An 18,451-nucleotide genomic window follows, 5' to 3' on the forward strand; every position below is an offset into this window, starting at 1 on the left:
CTTTGCGCATTTACAGGTTTTCATATAATTTATTTGAAGTAGCACAATAGGTTAATTTAGATGATTACTATAATAATAATGTTCTTTTAAATAATAATATGGATTATTCTTTTTTCAAAGTGCATAAACAAGATTTTTTGAACTATTTCTACCTCTCTTGTTTGTAACTATATAATACCACCCCGCCTCTATAATGTCAATACTTTTTTTACAACTTTTTATATTTTTATTATTCATAATTTGTTAACAGGAATGAGGTTGACTTTTTCGATTTTTCGTGAACCATATTTTTTGACAGAGTTTGTCCCTATTACAATGCGCTTTCTCGCACAAAAAAAGAAGAGTTTCGCCAAATTGGACTATTAAAATTTTTCTTCTATATATAATGTAATTCGGACAGGATTTTGGATAAAAAAATGAGAGGACCGGAAGATCCTCTCTGCTATTAGTTTGACGCAACATATTTAATGTATTTTTTTAATGTATTCCTGCTAATATTATACCTGTTTATCAAATCAATTTGTTTTACGCTGCGATTTACCAGATATACCCTAATATCATTTTCCAACTCTGGAGATAGCTTGTCCAGTTGTCCGATTTTGCGTCCGGATTTCTTATCACTTGCTGCAATACCGTCTTTAATTCTTTTTACTGTCGTTTCTCGCTCCTTTTCGGCCTTGTCCAACTCCGTTACCAGTAACAGTCGGATCACGAATTCCAGAGTCATTCCGCCGACGATATTTTCTCTCTTCATCTTTTCAGCAGAATTCTGCATTGACTTAATGTATTCCGTATTGAGTGTTGGATTATCCAGAAATATTAGCTCTATCCCTCTATTTAATAATTCCATATACTTCTTGTACCCATTATCCCGTTCCCTTGTAAATCGACAGATATCTTTAAATATAATAGTGTCACCCGCCTGTACATCCTGTTCCATTTCTTTCCAGGATGCGCGATTAAAGTTTTTTCCACTAGCATCATCACGATATATTCGACGCTCTGGTATTTCTTCATTATTTTCAGCGCACCAGCTTTTAAGTGCATGCTCCTGCCTCGTGAACTTTTGCTTTCTACGTTCCTCCTTAGTGCTTATTCGCAGATAGCCAAATAATCTACCCATATGCAACCTCCGTGGCGTCATTTAAACTTTAGTTATTTTGATAGTGTTGTCATATCGTCAAAATAACCCTTTGTCCGTATATTTTTTCACTTTTATATATAGCAAATTTCGAACAGGTTTAAATGACACTTTCTGTCATTTCATCATTTGTTCATTCCTCTAACCCTGAATTTATATCTATTCCGGTACCATTCCGTATAGACTCTGTTCAATGTAAATGACATGATTGCCAGAACATTTGCCCGGATCGTATCATCCGGCCAGGTAGCGTAAATTTCACTGCTCGCCACATTTTTAATATAATCTTTGTAACGAACATAATAATCCTGTGCTGTATTATCATTTACAGGTCCGTCATGAACGACAATATATTCCGGCACAACAACCCGGCTCAGAACAATCTCGCCACTTTCATTTACAGGCTTGATCTCTGCCTCCTCAATCTTTGGCGGATACTCGCCCCACAGAGTATGCGGACCGATCACGATTCGTTCAAAAGAAGCGCCTGCCTGGAAATTCACACTGACTGTCTGCTGGGCAAGAACTCCCGGGAGTACCTGCGTACCCGCTACTTCAGAGTTCTCAAAACCCTCCGCCTCGACCTGAACCGTATATTCCGCATATGGTTGCTGCTCTGACGGTTCCATGCTGTATTCCAGCGGAGGCGTTTTTACATCCAGAACCGGTATCTGTCCGGAGGAATCAGTCCGTACTTCCTCGATCGTCTGTCCGCTCTCTCCGGTATAGGATATTTTTACCCGGGCATTTTCAACCGGACGCGTTCCATCTGCCGTCATTACTGTGACTTTCAATTGACCCTGGTCAACATTTTCCTGCTGCGCCCGAATTTTTTCATAGAATTCCATAAATCTCTCCCGAAAAAACCTCTCAGGATAGTTTATGTCAGGATTCTTCGGAACAGCACAAAAAAATCAGGAGACTACCATATAGAGTCTCCTGCAGAACGAATCATTCCCTCGTCCTCATGTACAACAATATCTTTGCCTTCGGAACCATTTCCTGCATCCACAAAATACAGAATGTCTCCGCAGGCTCTTTCTTTGCCGTTATCTGTCAGCATATTCAGTACTCTGCCCTTAAATACAAGCGTTGCTGAGCCACCACCGTCCAGATTGTACGCATAGTCACATCCCAGATCCAGAAAAACCTGCTGCAGCTCCTGAGAAGTCATTCCCTGAGAGCCACCATAGCCTTTACCATCCACAACCACCAGATAATAGTCACCGGGACTTACCATTCCCACCGCCGCTCTCTGGTATCTGGAAGTCTGATGGAACTGCCCGGAAATCTCACTGGCCTCGCCGTTCTCTACAAGCGTCGGACCAAAACAGTAAGTATCCTGCACACCGCGGTTCAGAAGATCCTTTGTCGTCATTCCCGCAGCTGCAGTAAACATTCCACCATCCTCTGTCACACAGAAAATATTTCCGTTTGAATACACATCATTATAGATCCGACCGCCTTTGATCATAGTCTTGCCAGGGGCGGGTTCTCCCGAACCATAGGAAAATGCACTGCCATTGATACCAATGATTCCATCATGAGAGGCAAGCTCCTCGGATGTTGTTTTGCGCGGATTTCCATAGGTTCCGCCACACAATGCAGATTTCAACTGTTCTGTGCTGAACGTCTGCACATGAGCCACCCAGTATTTGGTATATCCTGTATCCTTTTGTTCCACGTTTACTTTCAGAGTTTCTGTTTCATAATTCAGGTCATCATTCGTAAAATTCGTACTTTCCTGTTGTTCTGCCGCCAGGATCTCACTTCCCGGATCACAGAGACTGCTGCTCATAAATATTCCCGCCAGCACGAGCGATGCCAAAATTTTGTTTTTCATAATTCTTAATTCACTTCATATCTCTTAACTGTCAAATCCATTTTATCCCAAAACATCAGAAAATCTTCAGGATATCATTATACATAACTACAACCATCAATGCCATCAGAAGCATCAGACCTGCGAAATGCACCATTCCTTCCACTTCCCGGTTGATCGGTTTCCGGCGGATCGCCTCTACGATCAGAAATACCAGTCTTCCACCATCCAGTGCCGGAAGAGGCAGAAGGTTCATTACACCAAGGTTTGCCGACAAAAGGACCGCCATGTTGAGCATATTCATCCAGAGCATCAGCGCGCCCTCGCTCTTGCTTTCCTCATAAGTGGTTCCGATCGCATCCACAACCCCCACCGGGCCGCTCAGATCCTTAAAGCCGAGGCCGCCTGTAACAAGCTGTTTCAGACTCAGAAGTGTAGTACGGATCATATATTTCACTTCCAGGGTACCATATTTCAGCACTTCAAGCCCGTTCGCCTTCTGATATCCCAGATTATAGGAAAATCCAAGTACCGGTGTGCGGTATTCCTGCGGCGTGATCGTTGCCGTATAATCCAGTCCGTCACGCACATAAGTAATCTCCACCGGCTCATCTGAAAGCGGGTGCTCCTGAAGGTAAGCATCATATGCTTCTCCATCCGCAACCTCTGTTCCGTTGATCGCCGTGATCGTATCTCCCGGCTGAAGCCCCGCCGCTTCAAGAGGCATTCCCTCGATCAGAGATTCTACTGTCATCGAAGATGCATCCGAACGGTTAAATCCAAGAAGATATCTCACCGAAACATCCGGTGTATACTGGATTTCCTTCGTTTCGCCATCGCGGCGTACTTTAAGTGTAACTGTATCTCCCTCATTGAGTGAGTTCAGATAACTGTACACATACAGATCCTTCGCCAGATCCACATGGTATCCATTGTATTCCGTGATCACATCGCCTGCCTCAAGTCCTGCCTCTGACGCGGCAGAATCCTGCTGTACTTCCACGATCTCTGCCGGATCATAACCGACAAAACCGACAATGATCACCGACAGGATAAGTGCCAGAATAAAGTTAAAGACCGGGCCTGCCGCCACGACAGAGATCCTGCCCCATACCGGAGCCGCATTAAAAGATCCCGGAAGTTCTTCCTCTGCCGTATCCTCGCCAACCATGGCACAGGAACCGCCAAGAGGAAGTAATTTCACAGAGTAACGTGTCTCTCCTTTTTGGACACTGAATAATCTCGGTCCCATTCCAAGAGAAAACTCCGTCACACTGATCCCGTTCAATTTCGCCAGGAGAAAATGTCCCAGCTCATGTATCAAAATGATTGCACTGAAAATGATGATCGCAATCAGAATCTTCAATTTACCACCTGCTTTCAATCCACTGATAAGTCTCGTTTTCTACTGCCAAAATATCCTCAAGCTGTGGATGCTCGATCTTTATATGTCTTTCCATAGCCTGCCCGATAATATCATAAATATCCAGGAACCGGATCTCACGGTGCAGGAATTTCTTTACTGCCAGTTCATTCGCCGCGTTAAATACGGTCGGCATGGAACCGCCCTCTCTGGATGCCTGGATTGCCATCGGAAGTCCCAGGAAGGTCTCCATATCCGGTTCCTCAAATGTGATCTGTCCAAGTTTCGCAAAATCAAGCCGGTCTCCCGCAAGATATCTTCTATGAGGATAATAAAGCGCATACTGGATCGGAAGGCGCATATCCGGTGTTCCAAGCTGGGCGATGATTCCTCCATCCTTGAACTCTACCATGGAATGGATCACACTCTGCGGCTGTACAACAACCTGGATATGATCCAGATCCATACCAAAAAGCCACTTCGCCTCCATGACCTCAAGCCCTTTATTGACAAGAGTTGCGGAATCTACAGTGATCTTCTGTCCCATTACCCAGTTCGGGTGTTTCAGGGTATCCTCCAGGGTCACATGCTCCAGATCAGCTCTCTTTCTTCCACGGAAAGGTCCGCCGGACGCTGTGATCAGAAGTTTATGTACTTCTTCCTTATGTTCTCCGTTCAGAGACTGGAAGATCGCGCTGTGTTCACTGTCCACTGGCAGGATCTTCACACCATATTCCTCTGCCATCGGCATGATCAGATGTCCTGCAGTTACCAGAGTTTCCTTGTTTGCCAGCGCAATATCCTTACCTGCACGGATCGCCTCGATCGTAGGACGGATCCCAAGCATTCCCACGATCGCGGTAACAAGGATTTCCGTCTCCGGCATTGCTGCCAGTTCCAAAAGTCCGTCCATACCGGACACTACCTTCGTATCTGTATCCTGGATCTTCTGTGCCAGATCTCTGGCTGCATTTTCATCCCAGACTGCCACGAGCTGCGGAGAAAATTCCCTGACCTGCTCTTCCAGCTTCGCAATATTCCGTCCTGCGCTGATACCAAGGACTTCAATATCGCCGTTTGCGCGCACAACATCCAGTGTCTGTGTTCCGATAGAACCTGTTGAACCTAATATCGCAATTTTCTTCATAAAAACAGAGTTCCTCCATTCATCTGAATTTTATAAACCAAGGATCATCTTCGCAAGATAAAAGATGATCGGTGAAGTAAAGATCACACTGTCAAAACGGTCAAGGATGCCTCCATGTCCCGGGATCAGCTTGCCGTAATCCTTGATGCCGCGATTTCTCTTGATCGCAGATGCAGCAAGATCTCCTACCATAGAGATCAGTGCACCGACTGCACAGATCACTGCATATTCCACTATCGGTCCATGAGTCACAGCCGCATAGATCGCGCCAAGTGCTGCTGCTCCCACAACACCGCCGACAGCTCCCTCGACGGATTTCTTAGGGCTCAATACAGGTGCCATCTTGTGTTTACCGATCAGCATTCCCACGCAATAGGCACAGGTATCACATCCCCAGGAGCAGAGGAAGATCAGCCATACAAGGAATTTACCTCCCTCAAGATTTCTCGTAAGGAAAATAAAGGAAAGCATGACTGCCACATAAACGATTCCAAAAAATGCTGACATCACCTGATCCGCTTCATATTTCGGATATGTAAACACATATACAAACATCAGAAGCACCAGTCCCAGAAGGACTGCCATCATTCCGTATCTCTCAAATCCAAGGAGCAGAGAAGCATAATACAGGATCGTCCCCAGATATCCTGCGAGTTCCAGAAGTCCTACGCCATCCTTATGAACACCCATTGCCTTATAAAGTTCCTGGATTCCAAGAAGAGAAACACAGAGCAAAGTTACAAAAAGTACATATCCTCCACTGATGATCGTCAGAAGTGCTGCAATCACCAGAAAGATACCACTGATCAATCGTGTCTTAAACATCTTTATTTACTCCTCCTTGACCCCGCCATATCTGCGGTCTCTCTCATTATATTTCTCAATTGCCTTAATTAATTCTTCCTTATGGAAATCTGGCCACGGAACATCTGTGAAATAAAATTCTGTATAAGCCAGCTGCCACATAAGAAAGTTGGAAAGTCTTAATTCTCCACTTGTGCGGATCATAAGATCCGGATCCGGAACTCCGGCAGTATCCAGATAATTCTCAAAGCATGACTCATCGATCGCATCCGGAACCAGTTTGCCGTCTGCCACATCCTGAGCCAGTTTACGCACACCTCGCACGATTTCGTCACGGCTTCCATAATTCAGTGCAATCTGGAAATAAAGCTCATCGTAATCCTTGGAAAACTCCTCAAGCTGGCGGATCTTCTCCTGAATATCCGGTGAAAACGCGGATGGATCACCGATGACCTTGACACGCATATGGTTTTTCTCTGCGCTTTTCATGCATTTTTTGAGATAGCTTCGGAACAGCTTCATCAAGCCCTCTACTTCTTCTCTGGATCGTTTCCAGTTCTCTGTCGAAAAAGCATAGACCGTCAGGTATTTTACGCCAAGATCCTTGATATCATCACAGATCGTCTCCAGATTCGCACATCCCTTGATATGTCCGTATCCTCTCGGCATCCCCTTTGCCTTCGCCCATCTGCCGTTTCCGTCAAGAATGATAGCTATATGATTTGGTACTCTCATATGTTTCTCCTCTTATTTCTTTTTATGCAACAGAAAGAGAGCCTGTTTCCGGCTCTCCCTCTCCTCATTCCCCACCTGACCGGGATTATACAGTCAGGATTTCTTTTGCTTTGGTATCTACTGCTTCATCGATCTTTTTGACAAATTTATCTGTCAGTTTCTGTACAGCATCCTCAAGGTCTTTGATCTCATCCTCGGAAACGTCCTGCTTGCCAAGTTTCTTGAATGCATCGTTTGCATCACGGCGGACATTGCGGACAGCAACTTTGGCAGCCTCACCTTTCTTCTTGACATCCTTTACCAGCTCTTTACGACGCTCCTCTGTGAGCTCCGGAAGTACCAGACGGATCAGTTTACCATCGTTGTTCGGGTTCAGTCCCAGATCAGATGTAAGGATTGCTTTCTCGATTCCTTTGATCAGGCTTGCTTCCCATGGCTGGATCTGGATCATACGTGCCTCCGGCACTGTGATGTTTGCCACCTGCTGAAGCGGTGTCGGGCTTCCATAATAATCTACGGTGATCTTGTCAAGAATATGCGGGTTTGCACGTCCTGCACGGATCGTTGTCAGTTCCTCCTCGAAGCCTTTCAGTGTCTTGGTCATTTTCTGCTCATATTTCTGAACTCTTTCATCCATTTGTCAAATCTCCCTCTTGTAATTTATTTTATACAGTTACCTTGGTTCCGTTGAATTTACCATGAACTGTATTGATGATGCTGTTCTCTTCCTCAAGGCCAAAAACAAGCATTGGCATTTTTTGCTCCAGGCACATGATAGATGCTGTAAGGTCCATAGCTGCCAGTTTCTTGTCAACGACTTCCTGAATGCTGATCTCATCGTATTTCACAGCGTTCGGGTTAACCTTCGGATCGCTGTCATAGATTCCATCTACGGCTTTGGCAAGAAGGATCGCCTCTGCCTCGATCTCAACAGCGCGAAGTACGGTTGCTGTATCTGTAGAGAAATACGGATGGCCTGTACCGCCTGCGAAGAACAGAACCTTGCCCTGTGCAAAGCCTTCCTCTACTGCATCTTTGGAATAGAGGCTTGTAAATGCGCCGCATTCGAACGGTGTAAAAATCTCTGTGCGAAGTCCCAGATATCTGCAGATATCAGATACATAGATGCAGTTCATGACTGTAGCCAGCATACCGATCTGATCTGCCTTATTGCGGTCGATGGTCTCACTGGTACGTCCTCTCCAGAAGTTTCCTCCTCCGATCACAATACCTACCTGAGTTCCCTCTTCTACAATTGTGCGGATCTGCTTTGCAACAGCGATGACTGTAGCCTCATCAAATCCTTTCTTCTCTGCTCCTGCCAGAGCCTCTCCACTTAATTTCAGTAAAATCCTCTTCATAGTTATTTATCCTTTCCTCCGATGCATCTGCATCAGTATTCTTACCATACGCCTGTAACAACTTCGTTTCCATCGGCATCTACAGTTGTTGAAACCGTGAAGTTTCCGTAATAATAATAACCGCTTGTGCCATTATCCGGGTCTTCGTCATATTCTGATGAATTGGAATCGCCAATCGCTGAAACCAGATCATCCAATGATCTGCCAATATATCCCTCTGCTGTCCGAATCGTAGAATCTGTCGGACTTGTATTATCTCCGTCGTCACCGTTATTACTGTTATTGTTGTTATCATCCGGATTTGGTGCCTGTGTCGGATTGGCTGTGTTATCAGAATCATCCGGTGCCTGCGTCGGATCGGCTGAATCAGATGGATCCGGAGTCGGTGTCACATCTTCTTCGCTATCGGTGTCAAGACCAAGTCTCTTCTTCACTTCATTCAGAGTAGATACTTCTTTACTTCCAGTTGTTGTAAAATACGTTGCATAAGGAATCGAATCTTCTCCCTCTCCGTCCATTCGAAGAGTAATCTGCTTCATAGATGCCAGTGGCAGTTTTCTGAAGAAACATTCGTTTGCATCTTCATCTGTGTAGGCGATACGAATATCGTATGTGCTTCCTGAAGAAGATGGCTTCTCATAATAATAAACTGCATTCTCTCCATTCTTAAGAGTGAACATACCATTTACAAGATCATCACCCCATTCGTCAGCAGTGTCCTCATCTGCATCATCAGATGGCGTCTCTCTGATATAGATAGATGCAATCTCTGAACCGGTGCGGTTTACAATAGCAACCTTGGAAGCTGTTGCTGTCTTTTCACCGATTACATTTTTCTCCGTTGTCTCTTCCATATTTACAAGTTCTATCGTAACCGTAGGTGTCGCCTGAGGAGTTTCAGTAGGCGTTACCTGGACTGGTGTCTGTTCCGTTGTATTCTTCTTGCCACAGCCTGATGCAGCTATTGCCAGCACAGCAAGCCCTGCAATGGCCAAATAACGTTTTTTGAGCATATCTATTCCCTCCTGTTTCCTATTACGTAATAGTCCTATGATGTCATTATTATTTAACTTAATTATACAGAGTCTCAGATTCTTGTCAACTAAATGTCCCAAAATTCATACAATTTTTAAAGTTACAGATTTTTAACCTTAAACTCTCTCTCAGCTTCTCTTCGCTGGTCTTTCTTTGCAATATCCTGTCTCTTGTCATAGAGCTTCTTGCCTCGCGCCACACCAACTTCAACCTTTACCAGACTGCCCTTGAAATACACCTTGAGAGGAACCAGCGTGAGACCTTTTTCCTGAAGTTTGCCCTCGATCTTGTTGATCTCATGTCTGTGAAGAAGAAGCTTCCTGACACGCAGAGGATCCTTGTTAAAGATATTTCCCTTCTCATAGGGGCTGATGTGCATTCCATAGATATATACTTCGCCTTTTTCTACACGGATAAAAGATTCCTTGACACTGCACTTGCCCATACGAAGGGACTTTACCTCTGTTCCTGCCAGAGAAATACCGGCTTCATAAGTGTCCTCTATAAAATAATCATGAAAGGCTTTTTTGTTGTTGGCGATCAGTTTGATCCCTGTTGCTTTCGCCATAAAATTCCCTCCTTTACTCAACAACGGTAAAATCTACCGTTCTCTTCAGAGCATCCGCATCTGCCACCCTGACTCTTACTTTCTGTCCGAGATGGTAGACTTTGTGGCTCAGTTCGCCGCTCAGCTCATAAGTTTCTTCGTTATAAGAATAATAATCGTCCCGAAGGCTCGTCACATGAACAAGTCCCTCGACGGTATTCGGAAGTTCCACATAGAATCCATAAGCAGTCACGCCTGAAATGATGCCCTCAAATTCTTCACCGAGATGATAAGACATGTATTCAGCTTTCTTTAAGCGGTCTGACTCTCTCTCTGCTTCCTGTGCCCTTCTCTCACATGCACTGGACTGCTGTGCAACATGTTCGAGGATCTCTCTGTAATGCTCTGTCTTTCCTTCTCTCTGAAGTCTCCCCCTTATATTATCACGAATGATACGGTGGATCTGTAAATCTGGATATCTCCTGATCGGAGAAGTAAAATGACAGTAATATTTCGCTGCAAGACCAAAGTGACCGCTGCACTGTGTCGTATATTTTGCCTGCTTCATCGTACGCAGGGTCAGACGGCTGATCATTGTCTCATTCGGCAGTCCCTGGATACTTTCGATGATCTCCTGGATCTCCTTCGGGGTGATCTCCTCACCGGCCTTCTGCACAGAGATCCCCTGGTTTCGAAGAAGCGTCAGAAGACTCTCCACACGTTCCGGATCCGGGGTCTCGTGAGTACGGTATACAAACGGATACTCACCCTGACAGTACTCCTTTGCAACGGTCTCATTTGCCATCAGCATGAAATCCTCAATGATCTCTGTCGCCACATTCGCCTCATAAGCCTGCACATCGATCGCTCTTCCCGCGCCGTTGAGGGTGATCTTGCTCTCCGGAAAATCAAAGTCGATCGATCCTCTGTGGTGCCTGCGGCTCCGAAGAAGCTCTGAAAGTTCTTTCATCAGGAAAAACATTGGCACAAAATCCGCATACTCAAGGCTTGTCTCAGTATCGCCGTCTTCCAGGATGCAGCGTACCTGCGTATAACTCATTCTTCGATCCACGCGGATGATCGTCTCTGCGATCTTGTGATCGATCACCTGGCCGTTCTTGTCAATATCCATAAGACAGCTTAAAGTCAGTCGATCCTCTCCCTGGTTCAGTGAACAGATTCCATTTGAAAGCCGCTCCGGAAGCATCGGGATCACACGGTCTGCAAGGTACACACTGGTTCCTCTCTTTAGTGCTTCTTTGTCCAGTGCGCTGCCTCCCTGAACATAGTTGCTCACATCTGCGATATGCACACCAAGATGATAGATATCGCCTTCTTTTGTAAGAGAGATCGCATCATCGAGGTCCTTGGCATCCTCTCCGTCAATCGTCACGGTCTGAAGATGTGTGAGGTCCATCCTGCCATCTCTGTCGGCATCAAGCACGTGATCCGGAACACGTCCTGCCTGTGTGATGACCTTCGGCGGGAACTCTGACGGGATATTGAAACTCTTCACGATCGCCAGGATATCCGTTCCAGGTGCATTTATGCTTCCCATATCCTCCTTGATCCTGCCTTCCGGCTTATGTCTCTCATCGCCATAATCAATGATCTCTGCCACGACCTTGTCGCCATCGCGGACTCCCTTGGAATTCTTAGCTGCGATATAGATATCCTTTGCATACTTCTGATTGTCACAAAGTACAAATCCATAATCACGTTCTCTCTGAAAAGTACCCACAACCTCCGTGGTCCCACGCTCAAGGATTTCGACAACCGTGCCCTCCTGACGCTTTCCGCTGCCGGACTTCTTCTTCACAAGGACTCTCACCTTGTCCTGATGCATGGCAGTTCCTACAGAATTTGCCGGAATAAAGATATCATCTTCCTCGTCCTCAAGTTCCACAAATCCAAAGCCCTTCTGGTTGCCTATGAAGGTACCCTCTTTGATCAGACCCTGTTTCTCAAACTCCCAGAGATCTCTTTTCTTTAATTTAAATTTATCTTTCTTTATCTGTTTGCCCTTGGAAAATTTCTTTTTCTTTTCCCAGTTTTTCTTTCTGCTCACCTAAAGCTCTCCTTTATTGATATCCAACGTAAAAAAAGCACTCTTGCAATTTATACAAGAGTGTTTCCTTTGACTAAAAATTCATATTTAAAACAGCTGCCAGTATAAAAAATAACACTGCCATGATCGTAGTTGCTCTTACAAGGCCACCTTCCATAGAACGTCCCTTGTTTCTTCCCCAGTATGTATCTGAGGCACCTGAAATCGTTCCACCCAGGCCCTGCTGCTTGCCTTCCTGCATCAGAACAACAACAGTCAGCGCAATACAATCTATAGCAAAAATAATAGTCAGTATTGTTCTCAAAATCTGCACTTCGGTTACACCTCCTAATCAACTGCAAAATATTGTGTTACTGTTCACTTCGTTCACAGTAACTTGGTCAAAATGCATTTCAAATCACCTTCGGTGATGGCATTTTGCCCTGTATGTCTCGGGATTTTGCCATATTCATGGCAAAACACCTCGCGAAATATTACCTGTGGACAGTAATAAGATTGTACCATACCACCCTCTGGATTTCAACCGTTTTTGGATAAGTTTCAGGGCAAAAATCCGATTCCCCCTGCTTTTTTTGCACTGTGCAGACAGAATCGGATCCTGTACACCGCATTTTTTATTCAGACGTCACTCTTTTTGAAATGGATTTTCATAAACAGCATCTTCTCCAAGCAATTCACTGATCCGGATGAGCTGATTGTATTTCGCATTCCGGTCAGAGCGGCATGGTGCTCCTGTCTTGATCTGCCCGGCTCCTGTCGCCACTGCAAGATCTGCGATAAAAGCATCTTCTGTCTCGCCCGAACGATGTGAGATGATCGCACGGTATCCTGCGTGCTGCGCCATTTTCACTGCATCCATCGCCTCGCTTAAGGTACCGATCTGGTTTACTTTGACGAGGATCGCATTTGCCGCCTCAAGCCTGATTCCACAGGAAAGTCTTTTGACATTTGTGACAAAAAGATCATCTCCCACAAGCTGCAGCCTGTCTCCGAGACGTTCTGTCATTGTTTTCCAGCCTTCCCAGTCATCCTCATTAAGACCATCCTCAATTGAAATGATTGGAAATTCTTCCAGAAGTTCTTCATAATAATCGATCATTTCTGCCGCATCCCGGAGCACTTCTTCGGCTTTCATCTTACTCTCACCCGGAAAACGGTACACACCCTGTTCTTCATCATAAAGTTCACTGGCTGCTGCATCGATCGCAATAAAAATATCTTTTCCCGGTTCATACCCTGCTTTTTCAACTGCCTCAAGGATCAGCCGCAGGACATCCCTGGAATCTTTGAGATCCGGCGCAAAACCACCTTCATCCCCTACCGCTGTCGAAAGGCCTTTCTCTCTGAGAAGGATCTTGAGAAACTGATAGATCTCCACACACATCCGGATCCCATCTTCAAAATTCCCGGCACCGCAGGGCATGATCATGAATTCCTGCAGATCTACAGTGTTGTCCGCATGCTTTCCTCCATTCAGGATATTCATCATCGGAACCGGCATTTTTCTTGTATGGCAGCCGCCAAGATACTGATAAAGCGGAATCCGAAGCGCCATCGCCGCTGCCCGGGCAACCGCCATGGAAACGCCCAGAGTTGCATTTGCCCCGGCACTGCTCTTGTTTTCCGTTCCATCTGCCTTTATCAGAAGCTCGTCGATCCGCACCTGATTCAGCGCATTTTCTCCAAGAATGGCTTCCGCCAGTCTGATATTTACATTTTCGACTGCTTTTCGCACACTTAATCCGACATAATATCCTTTTTCTCCATCCCGGAGTTCCACCGCCTCAAATCTTCCTGTCGATGCTCCGGATGGCACGATCGCCCTCGCTGTATATCCCTCAATTCCAATGATCCCTTCGCCTACGGTAGCTTCCACCTCAACAGTAGGTGTTCCTCTGGAGTCCAGAACCTGTCTTGCGTGGATCCTGCGTACAGGTAGATAACGCAACATGAGATTACCTCCTTCATCAAATGATAAACTTAGTTTTCCCCTGATGCTTCTTTCTATGCAGAGATCGTCGCAATTTCATTTTCTGTATTGTTTTCAGACAATTCTATTTTTATTATATTGTTTGCTGTATACGAAATATTTATTTTGAAATTTTTATTTTTTATTGTTGACAAATGTAATTTTATCTGTTATATTAAGTACATAAAACAAAGGAACGAAAACAAAAAAACAAACAGAAAGGCGTGAGACCACCGAAAGCTTAAGCGAACCCCAATACTTTAAGAAAGGCAGGTACAGACCACCAGAAACGTAAATCTTAACACATCATAATTTCAGGAAGAGAGGTACGGACCACCAGAAACGTAAACTCATAATTATTCCAAATGTTTTATAAACCAAACAGGAGGTACGTTCCATTGGACAATGAACAGTAGAAGAGCCACCAGATTAAATAATTCATCTGATGGCTCTAATTTTTTGTCTTCTTACATATACTGAATCAAACATCTACATGGAGATTCCCATGACATCTTTTTTTATTCTTGTCTTTCACTACATAAAGAAATCCCGCTTTTTATGTTCTCTCCTTCTGCTGGCCGGTGCTTTTACCCTCGGCAGTCTGCTTGGGATCCTCACCGGAACGCTTTCTCCCACAAAAGAAACCTCTGCTTCTGTCCAAAGTGCAAGCTGGGGATTAAGTTTTCAGGAAGAAGGAAAACGTCCTGCCGGAAACGCCACGATCGATGATCTGAAACAGTACAACGCCTATTATGCCAGCGATACTGACGAAAAAATCCTCTATCTGACTTTTGATGCCGGATATGAGAATGGAAACACCCCTGCAATCCTGGAGGCACTTAAAAAGCACCAGGCTCCCGCTGTCTTTTTTGCTGTCGGAAATTTTATCAAAGATAATCCCGATCTTATCAAACGCATGATCACAGAGGGGCATATTGTGGGAAACCATACGATGACCCATCCGGATATGTCTCAGATTTCTTCGATGGAATCCTTTCAGAAGGAACTTGAAGGCGTGGAAGAACTCTATACTTCCGTAACGGGCGAACCCATGACCAAATTTTACCGGCCGCCCCGCGGTGTCTACAGCACAGAAAATCTTTCCATGGCAAAAGAACTTGGCTATTCCACCTTTTTCTGGAGTCTTGCCTATGTGGACTGGATCCAGGAGCAGCAGCCCTCGAAGGAAGAAGCTTTCCAGAAACTGATTCCCCGGATCCACCCTGGTGCGATCGTTCTGCTCCACAACACTTCCTCCACGAACGCCGCGATCCTGGATGAACTTCTCACCAAATGGGAAGAAATGGGCTACCAGTTCCACTCCATAAAAGAACTGACCGAGGCGTAACCCCGGTCAGTCATTATTTCTGCTGTTCTTTTGTGTGAAGATCTTCCTTGATCTGGGAACTGGAGATCTCAGGTGTACGTGGCAGGTAAACCACCTCGCAGCCTTCTTCTTTGAGGAAATCAAACTTACCTTTCCAGTCATCTCCCATCACAAAGGTATCTACATGATATTCTTTTACGTCGGAACGTTTCTGTTCCCAGTTTTCTTCCGGAATTACAAGATCCACATAACGGATTGCCTCCAGAAGCTGTTTTCTTTTTTCGTAGGAGAAATAACATTTCTTCTGCTTTTCATTCCAGTTGAACTCATCTGTGGAAAGACCTACGATCAGATAATCTCCAAGCTGTCTGGCACGACGCAAAAGATTGATATGCCCATAATGAAGCAGGTCGAAAGTTCCGTATGTGATTACTCGTTTCATAATTAATAAAGATTCCTCTCTGATTTCAATAATAGATCAGGCATTCAGCTTCCTGATACAGTAGCCATAAATACGGAGAGTCGTTTCAACCGAATAATGAAGTCCATCATAGATTCCTGCATCATAACGGTTGCTGCTCCATCCATATTTCTGAAGGTTCGTACAGGTATTAATATAAATAAACGCACGATCACTTCCACTGCATAATTTCTGATAAATTGTCTTATTAAAAGCTGCCACCTGTGCTTCTGTTCTCGTTCCGGCACCATAGCTTCGAATCATGGCACTGTTCACCGGATTTACAGAAAGATAATACATATCACAATTATAATTCTGTTTGAGATTTTCGGACACTTTTCTCATGTAAACAACATATGTATTGATGTTACTCATATCATTTACACCGAGATTAATAATAACCGCTTTCTTTGTCTTACGTGACTGCTTCGACAGTTTCCGGAGCAGTTCCCTGTAACCAGTCTGTCGGAACCAGTCAAGTCCCTGATTTCCTTTACATACAAAATCTACATTTGAAGGAGCAGAATTTCCAAGGGCAAGCTGAAGCCCAACCGTTCTGGAATCTCCTACAAAATAAACCATCTGATGTTTCGTAGGTTTTATAATTGATGCCGGTGCACGATCCTGTTTTGAGAAAAATACAACCATATAATAGTTTCCTGTTCTGGTAGGAATTTTATCGCCTGCCTTATATTCAGGATTGGTTGTTTTTCCCTTGGTACGTGACCAGCCCAGACACATATTTGCACTGTTCAGGTTTACTGCCGGAAATGTTGCACTTCCGGAACTGGTATCCACAACTTTCCATACCGTTCCGTCGTATTTACGGAGATTGACTCCTGTAATTTTCTTTCCGACAATATAAAACTTCATATTACCGGTAACACGCAGACTGTCGCCCTCTTTTTTGACTGTTTTACCATTTATAGAAGTACTCCATCCGAGGAACTTATACCCCGTCGCCGTCGGATGCAGAGGAAATGTCAGCACCTGACCCTGATATCCCTGTTCCCGCAGGCTGGTATATTCTTTGCTTCCATTCATGGTATAGTATCTTACCGTATAGAGCTTATAATAACGCAGACAGAATTTCGTGTTTTTTGTAATTCTCACATTCCTTCCTGTAGCATATTTCAGCTCTTTGGTCCCTCTCTTCTCTACCCATACGCATTTATAACCGGAACGGTTTACTGTCGGAAGCTGAATATAACTCCCCTTAGTTACAGTCCTGGCCCACTTACGAAATGTATCATTAGAAACTACGCCATTGGAATTCGCAAAAACAACTTTACACTTCTCTGTAGTGGCTGCCTCAGCCGAAATCGGTCTGCTTAGCGCCAGAAACAGAAATCCAAACAACAACGTCAAAAAAACAATTCCCTTCCACCTGTTCACTGTGGCTTTTTTCATAAAAAAACTCCTTACTTATGTTTCTTTTATCAAAGATCATCGTTTGCTTTTTGTTTACGAGACTTACTATAACAGCTTTTCAGAGTTGTTGCAATACAATTTTCATTGTAACTTCATATTTTTGTCATATTTTAGAGTTCATTTTCGCACATGGAAAGTGCAGACGCGATTACCGCATCCATATCATAATACTTATATTCACCCAGTCGACCACCAAAGATCACGTTCTCTTCCTTCTGCGCAAGAAGTCTGTATTTCTCGTAAAGTGCTCCGTTTTTCTCATCGTTAACCGGATAATATGGTTCATCTCCAGGTTTCCATTCAGAACTGTACTCACGGCTGATCACAGTCTTTGGAATCTCCTGTCCGTCATCATCCTTGCCAAACTCAAACCATTTGTGTTCAATGATTCTGGTCCACGGTGTTTCCACATCTGTATAATTGACAGCCGCATTTCCCTGGAAATTCGGTTTATCAAGCAGTTCTGTCTCAAAACGTACAGAACGATATTCCAGATATCCCATCTGATAACCAAAATATGCATCGATCGGACCTGTATAGATTACCTTGTCTGCAATAGCATCCCATTCCTCTTTTTTGTCAAGATAATCTTCCTCCAGGCGGACTTCTATGCCATCCAGCATGTTTGCAACCATCTTTGTGTATCCGCCCATCGGAATTCCCTGATATAATGCATTAAAATAATTATTATCAAAAGTCAGGCGAACCGGAAGTCTCTTGATAATAAAGGCAGGAAGTTCCTTACAGCTTCTTCCCCACTGTTTCTCTGTATATCCTTTGATCAGTTTTTCAAAAATATCTCTTCCGACCAGGGAAATAGCCTGTTCTTCCAGATTCTTTGGCTCTGTGATACCTGCTTCACGTTTCTGCTCTTCAATCTTGGCTGCTGCTTCTTCCGGTGTTACCACACCCCACATCTTGTTGAATGTGTACATATTAAACGGAAGCGAATAAAGCTCTCCGTGATAATTGGCAACCGGGCTGTTGGTAAAACGGTTAAATTCTGCAAACTGTGTGATATAATCCCAGACCTTTTTGTTGTTTGTATGGAAAATGTGTGCTCCATATTTATGTACATGGATTTTTTCCATGTCTTCTGTATATACATTTCCGGCAATGTTCGGGCGTTTATCAATAACAAGAACAGACTTTCCTGCCTTTTTGGCCTCATGCGCAAAAACAGCTCCGTAAAGACCTGCACCAACTACCAGATAATCGTAATGTTTATTCATAAAACCAGT

18 protein-coding genes are annotated in these 18,451 nt (G+C 44.4%); 1 reads left to right on the forward strand and 17 read right to left on the reverse strand.

The features are described 5' to 3' along the window. Nucleotides 1–445: 445 nt before the first annotated feature. From DXC01_RS03585 to eno, 14 genes are all read right to left on the reverse strand, one after another. The gene (locus DXC01_RS03585) at nt 446–1,123 is read right to left on the reverse strand and encodes a recombinase family protein (RefSeq protein ID WP_118698284.1); all 678 of its coding nucleotides are present in this window, start codon (nt 1,121–1,123) and stop codon (nt 446–448) included. 143 nt (nt 1,124–1,266) lie between these two features. After that, the gene (locus tag DXC01_RS03590) at nt 1,267–1,989 is read right to left on the reverse strand and encodes a hypothetical protein (RefSeq protein WP_330427626.1); all 723 of its coding nucleotides are present in this window, start codon (nt 1,987–1,989) and stop codon (nt 1,267–1,269) included. Between the two features lie 74 nt (nt 1,990–2,063). Then, nucleotides 2,064–2,984 (reverse strand): phosphodiester glycosidase family protein, encoded by a 921-nt coding sequence (locus DXC01_RS03595; protein ID WP_118698285.1) that lies wholly within the window; start codon nt 2,982–2,984, stop codon nt 2,064–2,066. Nucleotides 2,985–3,039: 55 nt separating this feature from the next. After that, nucleotides 3,040–4,329 carry an RIP metalloprotease RseP gene (gene rseP / locus DXC01_RS03600; protein ID WP_118698286.1) on the reverse strand — a complete coding sequence of 430 codons (1,290 nt, stop codon included), beginning with the start codon at nt 4,327–4,329 and terminating at the stop codon, nt 3,040–3,042. Nucleotide 4,330: 1 nt separating this feature from the next. Beyond that, nucleotides 4,331–5,473: a 1-deoxy-D-xylulose-5-phosphate reductoisomerase gene (dxr, locus tag DXC01_RS03605; RefSeq protein WP_118251405.1), complete on the reverse strand. Its 1,143-nt coding sequence runs from the start codon at nt 5,471–5,473 to the stop codon at nt 4,331–4,333. A gap of 30 nt (nt 5,474–5,503) precedes the next feature. After that, the gene (locus tag DXC01_RS03610) at nt 5,504–6,298 is read right to left on the reverse strand and encodes a phosphatidate cytidylyltransferase (RefSeq protein WP_022215543.1); all 795 of its coding nucleotides are present in this window, start codon (nt 6,296–6,298) and stop codon (nt 5,504–5,506) included. Between the two features lie 6 nt (nt 6,299–6,304). Next, nucleotides 6,305–7,012 (reverse strand): isoprenyl transferase, encoded by a 708-nt coding sequence (locus DXC01_RS03615; protein ID WP_118698287.1) that lies wholly within the window; start codon nt 7,010–7,012, stop codon nt 6,305–6,307. Between the two features lie 85 nt (nt 7,013–7,097). Then, a complete protein-coding gene (gene frr / locus DXC01_RS03620) occupies nt 7,098–7,649 on the reverse strand; it encodes a ribosome recycling factor (protein ID WP_022215545.1) in 552 nt (183 codons plus the stop codon). Nucleotides 7,650–7,677: 28 nt separating this feature from the next. Continuing rightward, nucleotides 7,678–8,373 carry a UMP kinase gene (gene pyrH / locus DXC01_RS03625; protein ID WP_022215546.1) on the reverse strand — a complete coding sequence of 232 codons (696 nt, stop codon included), beginning with the start codon at nt 8,371–8,373 and terminating at the stop codon, nt 7,678–7,680. Nucleotides 8,374–8,414: 41 nt separating this feature from the next. Further along, a complete protein-coding gene (locus DXC01_RS03630) occupies nt 8,415–9,386 on the reverse strand; it encodes a hypothetical protein (protein WP_022215547.1) in 972 nt (323 codons plus the stop codon). A gap of 122 nt (nt 9,387–9,508) precedes the next feature. Then, nucleotides 9,509–9,976 carry an SsrA-binding protein SmpB gene (gene smpB / locus DXC01_RS03635; RefSeq protein WP_022215548.1) on the reverse strand — a complete coding sequence of 156 codons (468 nt, stop codon included), beginning with the start codon at nt 9,974–9,976 and terminating at the stop codon, nt 9,509–9,511. A 13-nt stretch (nt 9,977–9,989) separates the two neighbouring features. Beyond that, on the reverse strand, nt 9,990–12,023 hold the full coding sequence (gene rnr, locus DXC01_RS03640; protein ID WP_022215549.1) for a ribonuclease R: 2,034 nt from the start codon (nt 12,021–12,023) through the stop codon (nt 9,990–9,992). A gap of 73 nt (nt 12,024–12,096) precedes the next feature. Beyond that, complete coding sequence (gene secG / locus DXC01_RS03645; protein WP_022215550.1) at nt 12,097–12,336, reverse strand: preprotein translocase subunit SecG; 240 nt, start codon at nt 12,334–12,336, stop codon at nt 12,097–12,099. 312 nt (nt 12,337–12,648) lie between these two features. Further along, nucleotides 12,649–13,974 (reverse strand): phosphopyruvate hydratase, encoded by a 1,326-nt coding sequence (gene eno, locus DXC01_RS03650; RefSeq protein WP_022215551.1) that lies wholly within the window; start codon nt 13,972–13,974, stop codon nt 12,649–12,651. A 523-nt stretch (nt 13,975–14,497) separates the two neighbouring features. On the opposite strand from eno, the gene DXC01_RS03655 reads away from it, so the two are divergent. Then, nucleotides 14,498–15,340: a polysaccharide deacetylase family protein gene (locus tag DXC01_RS03655; protein ID WP_199704958.1), complete on the forward strand. Its 843-nt coding sequence runs from the start codon at nt 14,498–14,500 to the stop codon at nt 15,338–15,340. Between the two features lie 13 nt (nt 15,341–15,353). Here the strand turns inward: DXC01_RS03655 and tagD are convergent, their stop codons facing one another. From tagD to glf, 3 genes are all read right to left on the reverse strand, one after another. Next, nucleotides 15,354–15,761: a glycerol-3-phosphate cytidylyltransferase gene (tagD, locus tag DXC01_RS03660; RefSeq protein WP_022215553.1), complete on the reverse strand. Its 408-nt coding sequence runs from the start codon at nt 15,759–15,761 to the stop codon at nt 15,354–15,356. Between the two features lie 36 nt (nt 15,762–15,797). Next, complete coding sequence (locus DXC01_RS03665) at nt 15,798–17,189, reverse strand: InlB B-repeat-containing protein (protein WP_118698288.1); 1,392 nt, start codon at nt 17,187–17,189, stop codon at nt 15,798–15,800. A 131-nt stretch (nt 17,190–17,320) separates the two neighbouring features. Further along, nucleotides 17,321–18,442, reverse strand: a complete 1,122-nt coding sequence (gene glf, locus DXC01_RS03670) for a UDP-galactopyranose mutase (protein WP_118698289.1) — start codon at nt 18,440–18,442, stop codon at nt 17,321–17,323. Between the last annotated feature and the right edge of the window lie 9 nt (nt 18,443–18,451).

This window comes from Blautia sp. OM07-19 (genome assembly GCF_003481595.1).
Taxonomy (GTDB): domain Bacteria; phylum Bacillota; class Clostridia; order Lachnospirales; family Lachnospiraceae; genus Blautia_A; species Blautia_A intestinihominis.